The organism is Oerskovia douganii (genome assembly GCF_015142735.1).
GTDB lineage: Bacteria > Actinomycetota > Actinomycetes > Actinomycetales > Cellulomonadaceae > Oerskovia > Oerskovia douganii.
The window spans coordinates 56,642-71,977 of record NZ_JACSPN010000006.1; the positions used below are offsets into that span (position 1 = coordinate 56,642).

Below are 15,336 nucleotides of genomic sequence, written 5' to 3' on the forward strand. Positions count from 1 at the left end.
GTGACCTAGGAGGCGCCCCACCGGGACTTTGGTCCCGAAAAAATGTGACGCACGACCGTGACGGACCGCACAGCATGTGCACTCCTTCACAAGCGTAAAATCGAGCGGTGGCGACTAAGAAGACATCGGGTCAGAACACCATCGACGTAGCCCTCATCGGCGGCGGCATCATGAGTGCGACCCTCGGCGCCCTCCTGAAGCTCCTCGAGCCCACGTGGACCATCAAGGTCTTCGAGCGCCTCGACGCGGTAGCCCAGGAGTCCTCCAACCCGTGGAACAACGCTGGCACCGGCCACGCCGCGCTCTGCGAGCTGAACTACACCCCCGAGAAGGCCGACGGCACCGTCGAGATCGCCAAGGCGGTCGCGATCAACGAGCAGTTCGAGGTGTCGCGCGAGTTCTGGCACCACCTGCTCACCGGGGGCCACCTGCCCGAGCCCGCACGCTTCATCAGCCACACCCCGCACATGACCTTCGTGCGCGGCGCGGCCAACGTGGACTACCTCAAGCGCCGCTTCACGGCGCTGAGCGCCCACCCGCTGTTCAGCGAGCTCGAGTTCACCGACGACCCCGCGGTCATCGCGCAGTGGGCACCGCTGCTCGTCCTCGACCGCGACGGCGACGAGGCCGTCGCCGCGACCCGGGCGACGAGCGGCACCGACGTCGACTTCGGCGCACTCACGACGCAGCTCTTCGACTTCCTCACGGCGCACGACGTCGAGCTGAACCTCCAGCACGAGGTCAACAAGCTCAAGAAGCGCAAGGACGGCACCTGGGACGTCACCGTCAAGGACGTGTCCTGGAACGCCACGCAGGGACCGCGCACGGTCAACGCACGCTTCGTGTTCGTCGGCGCGGGCGGCGGCGCGCTGCCGCTGCTGCAGAAGGCCGGCATCAAGGAGGCCAAGGGATACGGCGGCTTCCCGATCAGCGGCGAGTTCCTGCGCACCGACAACCCGGAGCTCGTCGCCCAGCACCAGGCCAAGGTCTACGGCAAGGCCGACGTCGGCTCGCCGCCCATGTCGGTCCCGCACCTCGACACGCGCGTCGTCGACGGCAAGACGTACCTGATGTTCGGCCCGTACGCCGGGTTCAGCCCCAAGTACCTCAAGAAGGGTTCGCTGCTGGACCTCTTCACCTCGCTGCGGACCCACAACATCGGCTCGATGCTCGGTGCGGGCCTCAAGAACATCGACCTCACGCAGTACCTGATCGGCCAGCTCGTCGCGAGCCCCGAGGCCAAGTTCACCGCGCTCCAGGCGTTCATGCCCACGGCGCACCCCAAGGACTGGGAGAAGATCACCGCGGGCCAGCGCGTCCAGGTCATCAAGAAGGACCCCAAGAAGGGCGGCGTGCTCGAGTTCGGCACCGAGGTCATCGCGGCCGCCGACGGCTCGATCGCCGGGCTCCTGGGTGCCTCGCCGGGCGCCTCGACCGCGGTCCCCGCGATGATCGACGTGCTCGAGCGCTGCTTCCCGCAGCAGTTCGCCACGTGGCGCCCCGCGCTCGGCGCCATGATCCCGAGCCTCGGCCAGGCCGCGTGGGAGGCCACCGAGCTCGACGCGCTCTCCGCGACCGCCGGCCCCTCGGAGGAGGCGGTCGGCGCCCGCTGACCCCGACGTCGCAGGACGCACCGGCGCCCCGGCCTCCGCACGGAGACCGGGGCGTCGTGCTGTGCGGGACGCACCGACCGGGGGGTCGTCGCGCCCGGGCACCGCCGGGCCCTCGCGCCCGGGCCGCAGCTACTGCCTCGCCTCCGCGAGCACCGCGTCGACCGCGTCCCAGAAGTCGACGCGGGCCTGGTGCGTGGCGCCCGGCGTCGCCCCCGGTTCGTCGAGGCCGAGCGGCCGGTAGGGCGCGACCACGAGGAAGTGCCCGGCATCCTCCTGCTCGACCGCCGTGACCAGCCCCTGGTCGTCGAAGCGCGGCCTCACGTCCCGCAGGAGCCCGCACGCGTCCCACTGCGGACCCGCCGTCCCGCAGGCCAGCACGACCGGGCCCTCGACAGCCTCGACCGGCACCTGGGTCTCGGGCGGCGTGCCGACCGCGCTGCCCGGCTCGCACGGCAGACCCACCCCGTCGAGCGTCCAGGCCGACACCCTCCAGTTCGGGTAGCCGCAGTACAGGCTGCCCGCACCAGTCGGTGCGAACGCGCCATGGACCTGGTCCGGATGGTTGGCCGCCAACCACAGGGCCATCTCCCCACCTCGTGAGACGCCGAACGTGAAGACCCGGTCGGTGTCGACCCCCGGCTGCTCGCGCAACCAGGAGAGCCCGGTGAGGAAGGCCTCGACCGGCACCTCCGCGAGCTCGGTCGGCTGTCCCGGGCTCTTGAAGTAGCTGATCGCCAGCGCGGGGTAGCCGAGCGCCGCGATCGACACGGCCGCCGTCCGGGCGCCGTCGAGGCCACCCTCCGACCCGCCGAACACGAGCACGGCGGGTGTGCGGGCCTGCGTGGCGAGACCGTCCGGAACCGCGTACGCGGCGACCATGCCGTCGTCGGTCACGTCGCGGACCTCGACGTCCGTCCTGTGCCCCGTCCGCTCGACGACCGTCTCGGCGAGGGGCTCGCCGTCGGCGCTCAACGACAGGGTCACCGAGTGGTCCGCACCTGCTGCCTCGACTCCGAGCCTGCTGCCCGTCATGGACCAGAACGGTCCCATGGCGTCGGCCGTCGTCCACGACCCCTCGGTCGGGGCGGTCGTCGCGAGGTCGACCCGACCGTCCTCGTCGGCCACGAACGTCGCCCGCGACGACATCGCCGACCCGTCGATCTCCGTCGTCGCGACCAGCCGCACCTCGCGCCCCGCCCCGAGCCCGGCCAGCGTGATCGCCAGGGGGTCGAAGGCACCGTCCTGAGGGACGACCTCGATCGCCGGGTCCCGTTCGGGAGGCGCCGAGCACGCCGCGAGGGTCACCAGCGAGGCAGTCAGCAGGAGGGCAACGGCAGGGACATGGTCACGTCGTCGGCAGGCCATGCGCAAATGTCCCGTACCGCACCGATCGTGCACAACCCACCGCGCCGGGGCGGCCCGCCCGACCGACGCCTCACCCCCCGCGTCACCCCCGACGAGCCCGCGCGCCGACGACGTCGACCTGCCGGCGCGGGTCGCCCCGTCCGCCTGGCGGCAGGGTCCATCCGTCGTCCGTCCCTGCCGGGAACCGTCCCCCGACCGGCGGGCGCCGCACCGCCAGCACCACGAGCGGCGCCACGAGCGCCGCGATCACGACCAGCCTCATCACCAGCTCCACGATGTCCATGTCTCCACCCTGGTCCGGCGCCGCGCCCTCCACGAGTGGCAGGAGAGACAGGTGTCGACAAGATCCTGCCACGGGCGTAGCGTCGAAGGATGTTGCGCACAGTGGCGGCCGTCGTCGCCGACGGAGTGGCCCCGTTCGAGCTCGGCGTCGTGTGCGAGGTCTTCGGCCTCGACCGCACGGACGACGGCGTGCCCGCGATCGACTTCCGCGTGTGCGGACCCGTCGCGGGCGAACCCGTCCGCACGAGCATCGGTGCGTCCCTGGTCCCCGACCACGGCCTCGACGCGCTCGAGGACGCCGACCTGGTCGCGGTCCCCGCGCTCCGCATCCGGGACGAGTACCCGCAGGAGATCGTCGACGCCCTGCGTGCGGCCCATGCCCGCGGCGCGGTCCTGCTGAGCGTCTGCTCGGGCGCCTTCCTCCTCGCCGCGGCGGGGCTCGTGGACGGGCGTCGCATCACGACGCACTGGCGCCACACGGACGAGCTCACGGCACGGTTCCCGCAGGTCGAGGTGGACCCGGACGTCCTGTTCGTCGACGACGGCGACATCGTCACGAGCGCGGGCACGGCCGCAGGGATCGACGCGTGCCTGCACATCGTGCGCAAGGAGTTCGGCAGCGCGGCGGCCAACGCGATCGCGCGCCGCATGGTCGTCCCTCCCCAGCGCGACGGCGGCCAGCGCCAGTACATCGACCGCCCCGTGCCGCAGTGCGAGGAGCAGAGCATCCGCGACGTGCTCGCCTGGATGGACGAGCACCTCGACGAGCCCCAGACCGTCGAGGACCTCGCACGCCGCGCCCACCTCTCGACGCGCACGTTCGCGCGGACGTTCGTCGCCGAGACCGGGACCACCCCCATGCAGTGGCTCGCGACCCAGCGCGTCCAGCACGCGCGCACGCTGCTGGAGGAGTCGGGCCTCGACCTCGAGGAGATCGCGCGCCTGAGCGGGTTCGGTTCGGCCGCCCTGCTGCGTCACCACTTCCGACGGGCGGTCGGCGTCCCGCCCACGGACTACCGCCAGACGTTCCGCCACGCGTCCTGAGTCTCTCCCTGGGCGAGGCGCGCACCCGGGGGCGCGGCGCCGTCGGGCACGGTTCTCCACGTTGCACGACGGCGTCACCCGCCTAGGGTCGAGAGGGTCCGGTCCCGTCCGACGTGAGGCGCGCTCCATGACCATCCCCACCACCCTGCTGTCCTCCGGCCACCCCATGCCCCTGCTGGGCCTGGGCACGTGGCCGCTCGACGACCACGCCTCGGCGCGGGCGGTCGAGAGCGCGATCGGGCTCGGGTACCGGCTCGTCGACACCGCGTCCCGGTACGAGAACGAGGTGGGCGTAGGGCAGGGCCTCGCCGCGTCGGGCGTGGACCGCGCCGAGCTGTTCGTCACGACCAAGCTCCGCGGGTCCGACCAGGGGTACGACGCCACCCGGGACGCGCTGCACGCGAGCCTCGACCGGCTGGGGCTCGACTACGTCGACCTGTTCCTGATCCACTGGCCGCTCCCCCGCCTCGACCGGTACGTCGAGTCCTACCGCGCGATGATCGACCTCGCCGCAGAGGGCCTGGTCCGCAGCATCGGCGTCTCGAACTTCCGTGAGCACCACCTGGACCGGCTCATCGCCGAGACGAGCCACGTCCCGGCCGTGAACCAGATCCAGCTCTCGCCCGCGCTCGCACGCACGGACCTGCGGCGGTACCTCACCGAGCGCGGCATCACCGTCGAGGGCTGGAGCCCGCTCGGGCTGGAGGAGGGCGTGCTGACCGAACCCGTGATCCAGGAGATCGCCGCGGCCCACGGCCGGTCCGCCGGGCAGGTCGTGCTGCGCTGGCACGTCCAGCAGGGCATCGTGACGATCCCCAAGTCCGCGAGCGCCGAGCGCCAGCGCTCCAACGCCGAGATCTTCGACTTCGCCCTCACCGAGGACGACATGGCCCGGATCGCCGGGCTCGACCGCGGCGAGGACGCCGCGCGCGACTCCGACGAGCACGAGGAGTTCTGATGAGCGACCTGTCGACCGTCACGGTGCTGGGCACCGGGACCATGGGGACCGCGGTGGCGCACTCGCTGCTGCGCGAGGGCTTCGACGTCACGGTGTGGAACCGCACGGCGTCGCGCGCCGCTCCGCTCGCCGACGCGGGGGCGCTCGTGGCCCCCACGGCCGCGCAGGCGGCCCACGGGGCCGACGTCGTGCTGAGCATCCTGTTCGACGCGGCCGCGGTCCTCGAGGTCCTCGACGCCGCAGGGCCCTCGGTCGGCACGGGAGCCGTGTGGGTCCAGGCGTCGACGGTCGGGCGCGACGGCACGGCGCGGATCGTCGAGCGCGCGCGACAGCTCGGGGTGACCCTGGTCGAGGCCAACCTGCTCGGCACCAGGCAGCCCGCCGAGGAGGGACGGCTGGCCGTGCTCGCGGCGGGGGACCCCGACGTCCTGGCCGGCATCGCCCCGGTGCTCGACGCGATCTCGGCCAAGGTCGTGATCGCGGGCACCGAGGTGGGCCAGGGCACCGCGCTCAAGCTCGCGTGCAACGCGTGGCTCGCGACGATCACCGCAGGCACGGCACAGTCGATCGCCCTGGCGCGCGCCGAGGGGATCGACCCCCACCTGTTCCTGGAAGCCATCGCCGGCGGCGCGTCCGACTCCCCCTACGCCCACCTCAAGGGGGCCGAGATGATCGCGGGCGAGTTCGCGCCGCAGTTCGCGCTCGACGGGCTCCGCAAGGACATCGGTCTCATCTCCGAGGCAGCGGCCCAGGCGCACCTCGACCCCGCGCTGCTCGACGCGCTGGCAGACCTCTACGCGAGCGCGGCCGCGCGCGGGCACGGCGGCGACGACATCGCGGCCGTGTACACGGCATTCGGCACGGCCCGCGCGACGCCGGCGCCTCACGCCTGACGGGCCCGGTCTGCAGCGCGTCGGCGTGCCGACCGGGCCGCACGACGCCTCCGGTCCGGTGCAGACCTGGTCGGGTCCGCACCGGACCTTCGTCCTTTCTCCACGCGGATCGTGAAGTCGCACGTAGACTCGGTCCATCTGTACAACGGGCAACTCGCTCACCTCCGCGGCTGGGAAGTCGAACCCGGCCCCTGTGAGGGACTATGACCGACACTGCCGTCCGCCCCGGATTCCGCCCGACCAAGCCACGTACCGGCGACGGGACCAGCGTCACCAGCACCTACACCGAGCTGTCCAAGCGCATCCGTGAGGCGGGTCTGCTCGAGCGCACGCACGGCTACTACGGCTGGGTCGCGGCGATCCTGACGGTCGCGCTGGGCGGGGCCGTCGCCGGGTTCGTCCTGCTGGGCGACTCGTGGTTCCAGCTCCTCATTGCGGGCGCGCTGGGCCTGATCCTCACGCAGTTCGCGTTCCTCTCGCACGAGGCCGCGCACCGCACCATCCTCACGTCGGGTCCTGCGAACGACCGCGTGGGGCGGTTCCTGGCCAACGGCGTCGTCGGCATCAGCTACTCGTGGTGGATGAACAAGCACACGCGTCACCACGCGAACCCGAACCGGGTCGGCAAGGACCCGGACATCGAGACCGACACCATCTCCTTCCTCGAGGAGAGCGCGGCCGAGCAGAAGGGCTTCCTCGCCCTCATCACCCGCCACCAGGGCTGGTTGTTCTTCCCGCTGCTCACGCTCGAGGGCATCAACCTGCACATGATCTCGATCCGCTCGCTGCTCGCGTCGGCGAAGAGCCGCGCCCGGACCCTGGAGCTCGTCACGATCGCGCTGCGCCTCACGCTCTATGTGGGAGTCGTCTTCTGGTTCCTGCCGATCGGCATGGCGTTCGCGTTCCTCGGTGTACAGCTCGCAGTGTTCGGTGTGTACATGGGGGCGTCGTTCGCGCCCAACCACAAGGGCATGGCGATCATCCCCGCCGACAGCAAGCTCGACTTCCTGTCCAAGCAGGTCCTGACCTCGCGCAACATCACGGGCGGGCGCGTCATGAACGTCCTCATGGGCGGGCTCAACTACCAGATCGAGCACCACCTGTTCCCGAGCATGCCCCGGCCCCACCTCGCCAAGGCCCGGCTCATGGTCCGCGAGCACTGCGCACGCCTGGGCATGCCGTACACCGAGACCAACCTCGTCGCGTCCTACGCGATCGTGGTCCGCTACCTCAACCGGGTGGGCCTCGCGGCGCGCGACCCGTTCGACTGCCCCATGTTCAACCAGCTCCGCAAGGTCTGAGCACTCCCCCGGTCCGCGCCAGGACGAGCGGGGCACGGGGCTCGTGCCTCCTGACGCGACCCGTCATGCCCCGTCGAGCGCACGCACCGGTTGCCGCAGCACCGTCCTGAGCTTCTCGGGTGCAGTCCTGCGCACGTCGCTCAGGTAGATCTCGTGGTGCGGCCCGTTGAACGTCAGCCCGTGCGCCGGCAGGTATTCGTCGTGCAGCCGCGCGAGCGTCGGCGCCTCGTCGTCGTACGAGCCGACGTGCAGGACCTGCACCGAGTCGCCCTCGTCGTACGTCACGAACCGGACCCGGTCGAGCGCGGGCAGCCCCTTCTTGCGACGCGTCGCCCGGGCCACGTCCGCGACGAACGCGTCGGTGAGCCAGTCCGGCTGCAGGATCATGAGCGTCCAGGACCACGCGTCCTTCTCGCGACGCACGAACGTCCCGGGATCCTCCGCGGTCCACAGCCCCTCGAGCGGCCCGACGACGTAGTCCCTGCCCAGGTCCTTCTTGCTCGCGAACTTCACGGCGTACGCGAGCGGGAACAACGCCTCGACCGCCTCCGTGTGCGCCGGAGCCGTGTTGGGATCCCCCTCGCCGTCGATCTGCAGGTAGCGCAGCGGCGGGACCACGACCCGCACGAACTCGCGCGGCGGTGAGTACAGCTCGCGGTGCACCGCGCGCAGGTCGACCTTGTCCATGGGGTCCTCCGGGCTGTCGGGCTGTCGGGACCATGCTCACCCCGTGCGGACGGCACGGCGAGCGGACGGCCCGCGGTGGGCGCCGCCGTCGGGCCGTGGACTCCCGGAGGACGTCGAAGAGGTGAGCCACGTCGCCCTGCCTGACGACGTCGCTCACCTCCTCCCCCTTGCGTCCGGCGCGGGTTCGCACTCCCGCGCCGGACCTCAGAGCGCCTGGATGATGTGGTCGACCTGATCCTTGGCGTCTCCGAAGAGCATCGCGGTGTTGTCCTTGAAGAACAGCGGGTTCTGCACGCCCGCGTACCCCGTGGCCATCGACCGCTTGAACACGATGACCTGCTTCGCGTGCCAGACCTCCAGCACGGGCATGCCCGCGATGGGCGAGCCCGGATCGTCGAGCGCGGCCGGGTTGACCGTGTCGTTGGCCCCGATGACCAGGACGACGTCGGTGTCCGACAGGTCGTCGTTGATCTCGTCCATCTCGAGGACGATGTCGTACGGCACCTTGGCCTCGGCCAGCAGCACGTTCATGTGCCCGGGCAGGCGCCCCGCGACGGGGTGCACCCCGAAGCGCACGTCGATGCCGCGCTCACGGAGACGACGCACCAGGTCCGCGACCGGGTACTGCGCCTTCGCGACAGCCATGCCGTAGCCCGGCGTGATGACCACGGAGCGCGCGTGCTTGAGCAGGTCCGCGACCTCGGCCGCCTGCACCTCGCGGTGCTCGCCGTAGTCCTGGTCCGAGGCGACGACCTGCCCGCCCTCGGCCCCGAACCCGCCCAGGATCACGCTGATGAACGACCGGTTCATGGCCTTGCACATGATGTAGGACAGGATCGCGCCGGACGAGCCCACCAGGGCGCCCGTGATGATGAGCAGGTCGTTGCTGAGCATGAAGCCTGCCGCGGCCGCGGCCCACCCGGAATACGAGTTGAGCATCGACACGACGACCGGCATGTCGCCGCCGCCGATCGAGGCGACCAGGTGCCAGCCGAGCGCGAGCGCGACCACCGTCATGAGGATCAGCGGCAGCAGGCCGTGGCCCGCGATGAACCAGGCCATGAGGCCGCCCGAGGCGACGAGCGCCCCGAGGTTCCACCAGTTGCGCCCCGGCAGCATGAGCGGGTTGGAGCGGATGCGCGCCGACAGCTTGAGGTACGCCACGATCGAGCCCGTGAACGTCACCGCGCCGATGAGCACACCGAGGTAGACCTCCACGAGGTGCACCACGTCGCCCTGCTCGGTCAGGTACGAGTTGAAACCCACGAGCACCGCGGCGAGGCCTACGAAGCTGTGCAGGAGCGCGATCATCTCGGGCATCTGCGTCATCTCGACGCTGCGAGCCCGCCACGTCCCGACGACCGCGCCGATAACGAACACCATGGCGATGAGCAGCAGCGTCACCATGACCTGCCGCTCGCTGTCCTGGAGCGCGAGGGCGACCGTGGCCACGAGGGCGAGCCCCATGCCGGTCATGCCGAGCAGCGACCCGCGACGGGCCGTCTCCTGCTTGGACAGGCCCGCGAGGCTGAGGATGAACAGGACGGCCGCGATGACGTACGCGGCCTGGACCAGGGAGGTCAGCACCGGTCAGGCCTCCTTCCGGAACATGCCGATCATGCGGTAGGCCACGAGGAACCCACCGAAGATGTTGATGGAGGCCAGCGCCGCCGCCACGAAGGCGATCGACGTGACGACCCAGCTCGAGTCGCCGATCTGCAGGAGCGCGCCGACCAGGATGATCCCGGAGATCGCGTTCGTCTGGGCCATGAGGGGCGTGTGCAGCGAGTGGCTCACGTTCGAGATGACGTAGTAGCCCACGACCACCGCGAGCGCGAACACCGTGAAGTGCCCGACGAACGCCGGGGGCGAGAACGTGATGGCCAGCGCGGCCAGGACCGCGGCGAGGGCGTACCCGACCGCCCGGCGCGTGCCTCGCCGTCGGGCGTCGTCGAGGGCGGTGGCCGCGTCCCGCGCGGCCTGGGCCTCGTCGACCACTGGAGCGGCCGGGGCCGCGGGGGCCGCGGCCGAGACCGCGACCGGGGGCGGCGGCCACAGGACCTCGCCCGCGCGCGCGACCGTCATGCCGCGCAGCACCTCGTCGTCCAGGTCGAGGACGACCTGGCCGTCCTTGCCCGGCGTGAGGAGCTTGAGGAGGTTGACGATGTTCGTGCCCACGAGCTGCGAGGTGTGCTTGGGCATGCGGCTCGTGAGGTCCGTGTACCCGAGGATCACGACGCCGTTGTCCGTCACGACGCGCTCGCCCGGGACCGTGAGCTCGCAGTTCCCACCGCCCGAGGCCGCGAGATCCACGATCACGCTGCCGGGCCGCATCGCGGCCACCATGTCGGCGCTGATCGTGCGCGGCGCACGGCCCCGCACGAGGGCGGTGGTGATGACGATGTCGGCGCGCACGCTCTCCGCCGCGTACATCTCGGCAGTGAGGCGCTCCTGCTCGGCGGTCAGCTCGCTCGCGTACCCGTCGGTGCTGACCTCCTGGCGTGCGCCCTCGGCCTGGACGAACTCCGCGCCCATGGACTCGATCTGCTCGCCGACCTCGGGCCGCACGTCGAACGCGCGCACCTGCGCGCCCAGGCTCGCGGCCGTGCCGATCGCCGCGAGACCCGCGACGCCCGCACCGATCACGAACACGTTCGCGGGCGCCGTCTTCCCGGCCGCGGTGACCTGCCCGGCGAACATGCCGCCGTACTCCTCCGCGGACTCGATCACCGCGCGGTACCCGGCGACGTTCGACATCGCGCTGAGCACGTCGAGCGACTGCGCGCGCGAGATGCGCGGCACCGCGTCGAGCGCCAGGGCCGTCACGCCGCGCTCCGCGAGCTGGCGGACCAGGTCCTCGTTCGAGCCGGGGGCCAGCATCGCGATCAGCATCTGGCCTTCGGTCAGCGCCGCGGCCTGCTCGGCCGACGGGGCGTTGACGACCGTGACGACGTCCGCGCCCCACGCCTGCGCCGCGTCCCCGAGGGTCGCGCCCGCCTCGACGTACGCGTCGTCGGGACAGCTCGACCGCTCCCCCGCACCGCGCTCGACCACGACGTCGTACCCCAGGCCCACGAGCTGGGCCACGGTCCTGGGCGTCGCGGCCACGAGCCGCTCACCCGGACGGGTCTCTCTGGGCACGCCGATGCGCATGCTGACCTCCTTGCTCGGATGGGTGCACGGTATCGGCACGGCAAAGAAAACGCCGCGAGGCACGCATCGTGGACGAATGTCGTCCACGCGGATCACGGTCCGGCGGGCGAGACGGGCGGCCCCGCGCCCGCTGCCCGACGACGTCAATCACCTCGCGTCTCCCGCTCGCCCCTGGCTAGGGTCGCCGCATGAGTAGATCCGGCCCGCCCGACGCGCGCGGGCGACTCGTCGAGGACCCGTTCGACCACCGCGTCACGGCGTCCGGGACCGTCCTCGCCTACCGGGGCGGGCGGCTCGTCGCGACCATCTCCGGCGCCCGGGCCGCACGGCTGGTCGCGGCTCTCGAGACCGCCGACGAGGACCGGGTGCAGCATCTGCTGGCGCGGGCGACGGGGAACTACCGTCGGGGGAACGAGCGGCGGTGACGTCGGCGGTGCTGCCCCGACCGCCACGGCACCACACGGCAGGTGTCCGGTCGACGAGGGTCAGGCCAGCGCCGCGAGCACCTCGTTGAACCCCTCGGTCGAGGACGGGTGGGTATAGATCGCGTCGCGCAGCTCGGCGGCGCTGACGCCGTGCCGCATCGCGAGCGCGACCGTGTTGATCAGCTCCTGGGAGTCCACGCACAGGAGCGCGGCGCCCAGCACGAGGCCGCTCCCTGCGTCCACGACGAACTTCATGAGCCCGTCGGTCTGCTCGACGATCCGAGCCCGAGGCATCGCCGCGAGGGAGGCGACCGCCTTGCTCGCCACGAGCACGTCGTGGCCCGCCGCGCGTGCCGCCTGCTCCGTGAGGCCCACGCGCGCGAGCGGCGGCGAGATGAACACTGTGTAGGGCACGGCGTCCCGGTCGGCGGTCGAGCGCTCCCCCGTCCCGTAGAGCTGGTCGAGCACGATCCGTGAGTCGTCGAGCGAGATGTACGTGAATTGCGGGCCGCCGTTGACGTCCCCGACGGCGTACACCCCGGGGACGCTCGCCCGCAGGTGCTCGTCGACCTCGACCGCACCCCGGTCCGTGGTGCGGATCCCCGCGACGTCGAGCCCCAGCCCTGCGGTGACGGGACGCCGCCCCGCGGCGAGCAGGACCAGGTCGCCGGTCACCGCGCCGCCCGCCGTCGCACTCGGCGTGCCCGACGACGGCGCCGCCTCGTACGTGACCGTCGCTCCGTCGTCGGCGTCGTGGATCGAGGTCGCCCGTGCGCCGGTGAGGAACGTGACGCCCTGGCGTTCCAGGATGGCGCGCGCGGCATCAGCGACGTCGTCGTCCTCCCGGCCGAAGAGCCGGCCCGCCGACTCGAGGACCGTGACCTGCGAACCGAACTGGGCGTACATACCTGCCAGCTCGATCCCCACGTACCCGCCGCCGACGACGACAAGCCGCGCCGGGAGGTCCTCGGTCGCGATGAGCTCGGTGCTCGTCACCACCCGCGAGCTCCCCTCGACCCCCGGGATGTCGGGGATCACGGGCTCGGAGCCCGTGTCGATCACGACGGTCTCAGCGTCGATCCGCAGGACGTCGCCGCCCGCTCGGACCTCGGCCTCACGCGGCCCGACGAACACGGCCCGCCCGGTCACGACGGTCACGGAGTCGATCACGTCGAGCATGTCGAAGTTCTTGCCCCGCAGCAGCGCGGTCAGGTCGGCCTTGCGGGTGACCGCGCGCGCATACCAGTCCGCCGGAGAGTCACCCGGTCGGCGAGACTCGGCGTCGTGGACCAGCGCCTTGGTCGGCACGCACCCGACGTTGATGCACGTCCCGCCGCACATCTGCTCGGACTGCTCGACCATCGCCACGCGCAGCCCGCGCCGACCCGCCGCGGCGGCGATCGTCTTGCCACCCTTGCCGAAACCGATGACGAGCAGGTCGACGTGCACGGTGTCCATGAGGCTGCCTCCTTGGCGAACGCTCGGTGGCGAACGCTCGGTGGCGAACGCTCGGTGCCGTGTCCACGGCCCCGTCCACCCGAGTCAACCAGGAAGCCCGTGAGCGGGCAGCCTCTACCCGAACCCTTCTCGATGAAGCCCCGAGATCGCGCCTTCCTCAAGGTTGATCGTGCCGGCGTCTGCCATCTTCAGGAGGTCTGCCCGGACGGATGCGTAATTGACGTGGGCGGGCACATCGATCGCCCAGAGGAAGATTCCTTGCGGGCCAACCTCCCACCCGCAGTCCGCAGCACGCAGCATGGCACCAACCTCCCCTTCTGGCTGCGCCCCCCTGAGGATGATGCGCATCGTCGAGTTCCCGGACTCGGCGAGGAGCTCCTCGAAGACGAACTCCCTGCGCTCATGGTCGGGCCTGACGCGCACGACATCACCGAAGGCGATGCCCCTCACGTAGAAGGGGACGTTCAGGACGCGCATCTCTAGCCTGCCTGACTTCTCGGCCCAGAGCCGCTCCACGCCGATCCCGGTACTGCACGCAATCCGTTCCTGCAGGTCGAAAACCACGCGGTACAGGCGCTCGCTCATCCGATTCCCCTACTCTCCAGCCGTCGTCCGCTCGCACCGCTCAGAGCCAACTCAAGCGTTTCCGGTCGGTGGGACCCATCACTTCTAGCCCGTCGGGCCCGGACTCCAGGATCATTGGATGGCGCCGCGACGCCGCGGGAGCGTTTGGTCAGCACGACGTCACGCCCACGGGTCGTCGCTGGTGAGCGAGGCCGGCGGGCGAGGCTCGTCCATCCGGCTTCCGTCGAGCTGTCCAGCCACCCACGAGACGGATCGTGGGCGCTCCCCGGAGTCCTCCATAACGAACTCGGCCAGCACCTCCCGTACCTGGCTGATCGGCAGGACGCTTCGTTCGGAGAAGAACGTCGGGACGTGCGGGTCCGCCACGACGGCCGTGCGCACAGGACCCGGCGCACCACCGTCCGGCACCCAGACCTGACCAGTCGTGGCGCCGTGCCGCTCATGCGCCGTACCTGCCATCCACACGATCCCGCCCGACAGAGTCTCGCAGTTGGCACCCACGCGCAGCAGGCCAAGATCGACACCGAGAGGCATCTCCGGGGAGTCCGCCCGCGGCGCTGGTGAGGGGGCCGCTGCCACCCACAGCCACGCGTCGGACCACAGCTCGAACCCTCGACCACGACGAACGGGCGGCCTCATCACGTGCGCCAGAGCAACATCAGCCAACCGACGCCGGCCGCTCCACGTCACCGCCGAGCGCCAGACGTCTCCGCACAGCAGGTAGATCACCGCCCCCCCTCTTCCACCGCTTCAACGCACTACTGCCGCCAAGACTCCTCATACCCCTCCTCGGAGGGGTTCCAGGGCAGTCTATGAGACGTCAACCTGCTCACACTCTGACGCGGACTCCAGGGTTCAGATCGCCTCCTAAAGTTCCCAGCCGCCAAGTTTGGCAAACACCTCTATGGAAGGAACCAGCTGTTCGGCAAATACGCGTGCAGAATCCCGTGCTCGGTTTGCCACCAAGCGCCTGGCCCTGCCCTGGGTGGAACTTTCTGCCCCCCGAGACAAGAGAGCAAGCACCGCCAGCTCAGCGTCAATCTCCATGTGAACCAGCTGCCCCGGAGGAGGAGGACCCTCTCCACGCCTCACAATTACTGGGACTTCTCCTGACAACTTGAAGTCGACCATGGAGAGCAATGACCTGAGGGTATTAATGGACATCTCCGCCTTCGAGACTGAAGGCCTCAAGGAGACAGCAAGAGCATTGCCCACGAGCCCTACCGCCTGAGTCACATGGAACTCCGGCCGAGAGGAGTCATCCTCGCCATCCTGAGGTTCCATCTCCAGCTCATCCAGTGCTTCGAAACACTCGTCCTGGACAGGCTCGCCAGCAGCCGCCGCCCAAGCAAGCTCAAGTGACGAATCAACCCACGCCAGATGCCCCGCAACCAAAACCTGACAGAAAGCCACCCCCCGTTCCGCGACAGCAGCACAGATCAGCATCAGATCAGAATCCGAAGCGTTTGCAATTGCCTGAAGTTCTGACGAAGTCTCCATGTCCCCCTAGCCTCAAGTGGCCCAAAGGTCTGCAAATAGGAAGTCCTGTGCGCCCTAACCGCGGATCCCCGC

Annotated in this window: 15 protein-coding genes; 6 read left to right on the forward strand and 9 right to left on the reverse strand. The window is 70.6% G+C overall.

Annotated elements, in window-relative coordinates; all coding sequences use genetic code 11:
• Window positions 1-107: 107 nt before the first annotated feature.
• The gene (locus H9623_RS06495; RefSeq protein ID WP_193719253.1) at window positions 108-1,613 is read left to right on the forward strand and encodes a malate:quinone oxidoreductase; all 1,506 of its coding nucleotides are present in this window, start codon (window positions 108-110) and stop codon (window positions 1,611-1,613) included.
• Between the two features lie 129 nt (window positions 1,614-1,742).
• Here H9623_RS06495 and H9623_RS06500 read toward each other — a convergent pair whose 3' ends face one another.
• Together H9623_RS06500 and H9623_RS06505 are read right to left on the reverse strand one after the other, a co-directional pair.
• Window positions 1,743-2,918, reverse strand: a complete 1,176-nt coding sequence (locus H9623_RS06500; RefSeq protein WP_193719254.1) for an acyl-CoA thioesterase/bile acid-CoA:amino acid N-acyltransferase family protein — start codon at window positions 2,916-2,918, stop codon at window positions 1,743-1,745.
• A 142-nt stretch (window positions 2,919-3,060) separates the two neighbouring features.
• Entirely contained in the window at window positions 3,061-3,261 is a 201-nt protein-coding gene (locus tag H9623_RS06505; protein WP_193719255.1) for a hypothetical protein, read from the reverse strand.
• A gap of 89 nt (window positions 3,262-3,350) precedes the next feature.
• Between H9623_RS06505 and H9623_RS06510 the strand changes: the two genes are divergently transcribed.
• The 4 genes from H9623_RS06510 to H9623_RS06525 all read left to right on the forward strand — a co-directional run bounded on the left by H9623_RS06510 (window position 3,351) and on the right by H9623_RS06525 (window position 7,456).
• A complete protein-coding gene (locus H9623_RS06510; RefSeq protein WP_193719256.1) occupies window positions 3,351-4,304 on the forward strand; it encodes a helix-turn-helix domain-containing protein in 954 nt (317 codons plus the stop codon).
• Between the two features lie 127 nt (window positions 4,305-4,431).
• Window positions 4,432-5,262 carry an aldo/keto reductase gene (locus H9623_RS06515; RefSeq protein ID WP_193719257.1) on the forward strand — a complete coding sequence of 277 codons (831 nt, stop codon included), beginning with the start codon at window positions 4,432-4,434 and terminating at the stop codon, window positions 5,260-5,262.
• Window positions 5,262-6,155: an NAD(P)-dependent oxidoreductase gene (locus tag H9623_RS06520; RefSeq protein WP_193719258.1), complete on the forward strand. Its 894-nt coding sequence runs from the start codon at window positions 5,262-5,264 to the stop codon at window positions 6,153-6,155. The genes H9623_RS06515 and H9623_RS06520 overlap by 1 nt, the downstream gene beginning before the upstream one ends.
• 203 nt (window positions 6,156-6,358) lie before the next feature.
• Window positions 6,359-7,456 carry a fatty acid desaturase family protein gene (locus tag H9623_RS06525; protein ID WP_193719259.1) on the forward strand — a complete coding sequence of 366 codons (1,098 nt, stop codon included), beginning with the start codon at window positions 6,359-6,361 and terminating at the stop codon, window positions 7,454-7,456.
• A gap of 63 nt (window positions 7,457-7,519) precedes the next feature.
• Here the strand turns inward: H9623_RS06525 and H9623_RS06530 are convergent, their stop codons facing one another.
• The 3 genes from H9623_RS06530 to H9623_RS06540 form a co-directional block, all read right to left on the reverse strand.
• A complete protein-coding gene (locus H9623_RS06530) occupies window positions 7,520-8,143 on the reverse strand; it encodes a GyrI-like domain-containing protein (RefSeq protein WP_193719260.1) in 624 nt (207 codons plus the stop codon).
• Between the two features lie 204 nt (window positions 8,144-8,347).
• Complete coding sequence (pntB, locus tag H9623_RS06535; protein ID WP_193719261.1) at window positions 8,348-9,730, reverse strand: Re/Si-specific NAD(P)(+) transhydrogenase subunit beta; 1,383 nt, start codon at window positions 9,728-9,730, stop codon at window positions 8,348-8,350.
• A gap of 3 nt (window positions 9,731-9,733) precedes the next feature.
• A complete protein-coding gene (locus H9623_RS06540; RefSeq protein WP_193719262.1) occupies window positions 9,734-11,296 on the reverse strand; it encodes a Re/Si-specific NAD(P)(+) transhydrogenase subunit alpha in 1,563 nt (520 codons plus the stop codon).
• Between the two features lie 188 nt (window positions 11,297-11,484).
• Here H9623_RS06540 and H9623_RS06545 point away from each other — a divergent pair, with 188 nt between their 5' ends.
• Window positions 11,485-11,721, forward strand: a complete 237-nt coding sequence (locus H9623_RS06545) for a hypothetical protein (protein ID WP_193719263.1) — start codon at window positions 11,485-11,487, stop codon at window positions 11,719-11,721.
• Between the two features lie 60 nt (window positions 11,722-11,781).
• Here the strand turns inward: H9623_RS06545 and H9623_RS06550 are convergent, their stop codons facing one another.
• The 4 genes from H9623_RS06550 to H9623_RS06565 all read right to left on the reverse strand — a co-directional run bounded on the left by H9623_RS06550 (window position 11,782) and on the right by H9623_RS06565 (window position 15,264).
• Window positions 11,782-13,179, reverse strand: a complete 1,398-nt coding sequence (locus tag H9623_RS06550) for an FAD-dependent oxidoreductase (RefSeq protein WP_193719264.1) — start codon at window positions 13,177-13,179, stop codon at window positions 11,782-11,784.
• A gap of 114 nt (window positions 13,180-13,293) precedes the next feature.
• Complete coding sequence (locus H9623_RS06555; protein ID WP_193719265.1) at window positions 13,294-13,764, reverse strand: DUF4265 domain-containing protein; 471 nt, start codon at window positions 13,762-13,764, stop codon at window positions 13,294-13,296.
• Window positions 13,765-13,923: 159 nt separating this feature from the next.
• On the reverse strand, window positions 13,924-14,298 hold the full coding sequence (locus H9623_RS06560) for an Imm1 family immunity protein (protein ID WP_407671855.1): 375 nt from the start codon (window positions 14,296-14,298) through the stop codon (window positions 13,924-13,926).
• Between the two features lie 333 nt (window positions 14,299-14,631).
• A complete protein-coding gene (locus H9623_RS06565; RefSeq protein WP_193719267.1) occupies window positions 14,632-15,264 on the reverse strand; it encodes a hypothetical protein in 633 nt (210 codons plus the stop codon).
• Between the last annotated feature and the right edge of the window lie 72 nt (window positions 15,265-15,336).

Bases quoted from the DNA above. Each gene is read 5' to 3' on its own strand.
- H9623_RS06505 (WP_193719255.1), bottom strand. From the start codon at position 3,261: ATGGACATCGTGGAGCTGGTGATGAGGCTGGTCGTGATCGCGGCGCTC.
- H9623_RS06530 (WP_193719260.1), bottom strand. From the start codon at position 8,143: ATGGACAAGGTCGACCTGCGCGCGGTGCACCGCGAGCTGTACTCACCG.
- H9623_RS06550 (WP_193719264.1), bottom strand. From the start codon at position 13,179: ATGGACACCGTGCACGTCGACCTGCTCGTCATCGGTTTCGGCAAGGGT.
- H9623_RS06540 (WP_193719262.1), bottom strand. From the start codon at position 11,296: ATGCGCATCGGCGTGCCCAGAGAGACCCGTCCGGGTGAGCGGCTCGTG.
- H9623_RS06565 (WP_193719267.1), bottom strand. From the start codon at position 15,264: ATGGAGACTTCGTCAGAACTTCAGGCAATTGCAAACGCTTCGGATTCT.
- H9623_RS06515 (WP_193719257.1), top strand. From the start codon at position 4,432: ATGACCATCCCCACCACCCTGCTGTCCTCCGGCCACCCCATGCCCCTG.
- H9623_RS06520 (WP_193719258.1), top strand. From the start codon at position 5,262: ATGAGCGACCTGTCGACCGTCACGGTGCTGGGCACCGGGACCATGGGG.
- H9623_RS06560 (WP_407671855.1), bottom strand. From the start codon at position 14,298: ATGCCTCTCGGTGTCGATCTTGGCCTGCTGCGCGTGGGTGCCAACTGC.
- H9623_RS06555 (WP_193719265.1), bottom strand. From the start codon at position 13,764: ATGAGCGAGCGCCTGTACCGCGTGGTTTTCGACCTGCAGGAACGGATT.
- H9623_RS06510 (WP_193719256.1), top strand. From the start codon at position 3,351: ATGTTGCGCACAGTGGCGGCCGTCGTCGCCGACGGAGTGGCCCCGTTC.
- H9623_RS06525 (WP_193719259.1), top strand. From the start codon at position 6,359: ATGACCGACACTGCCGTCCGCCCCGGATTCCGCCCGACCAAGCCACGT.
- H9623_RS06545 (WP_193719263.1), top strand. From the start codon at position 11,485: ATGAGTAGATCCGGCCCGCCCGACGCGCGCGGGCGACTCGTCGAGGAC.